The organism is Peribacillus sp. P4_C12 (assembly GCF_056402095.1).
Genome location: NZ_JBFUIB010000391.1, coordinates 1 through 3,564, shown reverse-complemented (window position 1 = coordinate 3,564; position 3,564 = coordinate 1). Strand labels below are relative to the sequence as shown.

Annotated in this window: 4 protein-coding genes; all 4 read left to right on the top strand. The window is 40.3% G+C overall.

Translation table 11 applies throughout. The annotated features are described in order from the left end of the window. Nucleotides 1-939, top strand: a 939-nt coding sequence (locus AC1DUW_RS23610) for a sugar kinase (protein ID WP_477643595.1), incomplete at its 5' end; no start/stop codon positions are given. Between the two features lie 67 nt (nt 940-1,006). Beyond that, nucleotides 1,007-2,026: a zinc-binding alcohol dehydrogenase family protein gene (locus AC1DUW_RS23605; protein ID WP_477643594.1), complete on the top strand. Its 1,020-nt coding sequence runs from the start codon at nt 1,007-1,009 to the stop codon at nt 2,024-2,026. A gap of 13 nt (nt 2,027-2,039) precedes the next feature. Further along, entirely contained in the window at nt 2,040-2,660 is a 621-nt protein-coding gene (locus AC1DUW_RS23600; protein WP_053346427.1) for a bifunctional 2-keto-4-hydroxyglutarate aldolase/2-keto-3-deoxy-6-phosphogluconate aldolase, read from the top strand. A 12-nt stretch (nt 2,661-2,672) separates the two neighbouring features. Beyond that, nucleotides 2,673-3,564, top strand: an 892-nt coding sequence (gene uxuA / locus AC1DUW_RS23595) for a mannonate dehydratase (RefSeq protein ID WP_477643593.1), incomplete at its 3' end; no start/stop codon positions are given.

Here is a 3,564-nt window from a genome sequence, read left to right as displayed (position 1 = left end):
GTTTTAACACTGGGTGACGCCATGATTACGTTAAACCCAGAAGAAACTGGGCCTTTAAGATTCGTGAACAGATTTGAGCGAAAAGTAGGAGGGGCTGAACTGAATTTTGCCATTGGTTGTGCTCGGCTTGGTATGAGGGCAAAGTGGTTAAGCCGTTTGGGCAAGGATGAGTTTGGTCGTGTTATTTATAATTTCGCACGTGGGGAAGGGGTGGATATGAGTGATGTTGCCTTTGTAAATGGTTATCCAACATCCCTAAATTTCAAAGAAATTCGAGAGGATGGTTCCGGAAAGACTTTTTATTATCGCTATCAGTCACCCATATTAACTCTAAAACCGGAAGATATCACAGATCGGATGTTTGAAGATATTGACCTTGTCCATCTCACGGGTGTTTTTTTGGCTATAGATCCTAAAAATGTAGATATTGCTAAGAGGGTTATGGAAATCGCTAAACAAAAAGATATCCCTGTCTCATTTGATCCAAATATCCGCCTAAAGCTATGGTCTATCGAAGAAGCGAGATCTGTTTATTTAGAAGTTTTTCCATCTGTTGATATTTTGCTAACAGGTCTAGACGAAATACGATTGATTATCGGGATTGACTCTGAAGAATCATTGGCGGAATTCGCAAATGTAAATAATATAGATCAGCTTGTCATCAAGGACGGGGAAAATGGCTCAAAACTATATACAAAAAGTGTTTGGCATAAAAAAGAAGCATTCCCTGTTACCCCGATAGACACTGTTGGTGCGKGAGATGGCTTTGATGCCGGCTATATATACGGATATCTTCATGGTTTATCTATCGAAGAACGATTGGAATTCGCAAATGGCGTTGGAGCTCTTGTAACGACTGTTTCGGGAGATAATGAGGGGTTACCCTATTTGGAAGAGGTATGGCCTTTCATACAGAATGAAACTGTTATTGAAAGGTAAGGTAATGAAGAAACAAGGTATCAATAGCGGCATATGTATATGAATTTCTTACAAAGTAGGTGGGGAAATGAAAGCGGTTCAAGTACGAAAAGCACATGATCTTGTTATTCAAGAAGTAGAAAAACCCGAGATTTCGAACTCAACAGATGTCCTTGTTAAAGTTAAAAGAGTCGGGATTTGTGGATCTGATATGCATATCTACCATGGTACAAACCCTCTTGCTACATTGCCCCGAGTTGTTGGACATGAGGTAGCGGGAGAAGTTGTGGAGATTGGTCAAGATGTTACAGGTATTAAAGTGGGAGACCACGTGGTTATAGAGCCTATCAGTTATTGTGGAGAGTGTTATGCTTGCCGTAAAGGTCGCCAAAATGTATGCGAAACATTGTCTGTATTTGGTGTACATGAAGATGGTGGGATGAGGGAATGGTGTGTTCTTCCCGAAAAACAACTACATGTTGTGGATTCCGCTTTAGCTTGGGAAGAAATAGTATTAGCTGAACCTTATACAATCGGTGCACAAGCGGTTTGGAGAGGAGAAGTAGAGAAAGGCGACACAGTACTTATTCAAGGAGCAGGTCCTATTGGGATTTGTATATTAAAGATGGCCAAGCTTCAAGGGGCATCAGTAATGATCACTGATTTAAGTGATGAGCGCTTGGCTTTTGCTAAAGAAAGTGGCGCTGATATTACCGTTCATGCGGGCAGTGAAGATGTTCAACAGCGTGTACAGGAATGGACGAATGGCGAAGGTGCCAATGTTGTCATTGATGCCGTATGTTTGCCCATGACTTTTGAATTGTCCTTTGATGTAGTTTCTACTGCAGGACGGATAGTCGTGCTAGGTTTTGATGAACGAACTGCAGCGGTTTCCCAGCTTCCAATCACTAAAAAGGAAGTTTCGGTGAAAGGTTCTAGATTGCAAACCAACCAGTTCCCAAAAGTAGTGAAACTGTTAAATGAAGGTAATCTACGACATGAAGGTTTAGTTACACATACATTTTCCCTTGATGATGTCCAAGAGGCATTTAATTTTGTTGAAAACCATCCAGAACAGGTTCGAAAAGCRATCATCGTATTTAATTAAGGGGGTTGATGTAATGGATAAACATTCAATAATTCACCAAATAACGGAAACGAAAGTTGTAGCTGTTATCCGGGGACAGGATGCAGAGGAAGCGGCACAACTGTCTAAAGCAGCTGTTGAAGGTGGTATACGGTCAATCGAATTGACTTATACAACACCACGAATTGAAGAAGCTTTCAAGGAACTGCAAAATTCAGATGCACTTATAGGAGCAGGCTCAGTATTGGATTCTGAAACAGCACGCCATGCCATTTTAGCTGGTGCCAATTTTATTGTGAGTCCCTATTTTGTTGAAGAAGTTGCTATCCTTTGTAATCGATATGGCATTCCATATATGCCTGGTTGTATGACAATTCGAGAAATGGCTACAGCTCTTGAAGCAGGTTGTGATGTTCTGAAACTATTTCCGGCAAACCACTTTGAACCTTCTTTCATCAAGTCCGTTAATGGTCCGCTACCTAATGTAAGGATTATGCCAACCGGCGGAATTAATCTGGACAATATGAAGGACTGGCTGAATGCAGGTGCAGTAGCTGCAGGAATTGGTAGTGACTTAAACAAAGCCTATAAGAGCGGTGGCTATGAAGCCGTAGTTGAATTAAGTAGAAAATACATGCAGAAAATTGCAGAATAATGGGGGTGCACGATGAATATTACATTTAGATGGTATGGGAAAGACAATGATACCGTTACATTGGAGCAGGTTAAACAAATCCCTGGAGTTAAGGGGATTGTCTGGGCATTGCACCAAAAACCTGTTGGTGAGGTATGGGAAAAAGAAGAAATTAAAAAAGAAATTGAGTATATCCAATCATTTGGTTTTCACACAGATGTTGTTGAAAGTGTAAATGTTCATGAATCGATTAAATTAGGAAATGAAGATCGTATGATGTATATCGAGAAATACAAAGAGACGATCCGTAACCTTTCAGAGGCTGGAGTAAAAGTCATTTGTTATAATTTTATGCCGATTTTTGATTGGACTCGAACAGAAATGTTCCATCCATTGGAAGATGGTTCAACTGCATTATTTTATGAAAAAGCAAAAGTAGATACGTTAGATCCACAAGAGTTAATTCGTACGGTAGCAGAAGCTTCAGATTTAACATTGCCTGGTTGGGAACCAGAAAAGATGGAGCAGATTTCTGAATTATTCGAAGCATATAAAAGTATAGATGAAGATCAGCTGTGGGCGAATTTAGAAATTTTCCTTAAGGAAATATTACCTGTTGCCGAGGCATGCGGCATTAAAATGGCTATACATCCGGATGATCCACCATGGTCCATTTTTGGCTTGCCACGAATCATCACGGGAGAATCAAGTTATGAAAAACTAATCGCCATTTCGGATTCAACATCGAATGCGTTTACGATGTGTACAGGCTCGATGGGTGCGAACCCTGAAAATGATATGGTACAAGTAGCTAAAAAGTATGCTTACCGTGCTCCTTTCTCGCATATCCGTAATGTAAAAATTTATGAAAACGGTGACTTTGTGGAAACATCGCATTATACACAGGATGGATCCATTAATGTGC

Bases quoted from the DNA above. Each gene is read 5' to 3' on its own strand.
- AC1DUW_RS23600 (WP_053346427.1), top strand. From the start codon at position 2,040: ATGGATAAACATTCAATAATTCACCAAATAACGGAAACGAAAGTTGTA.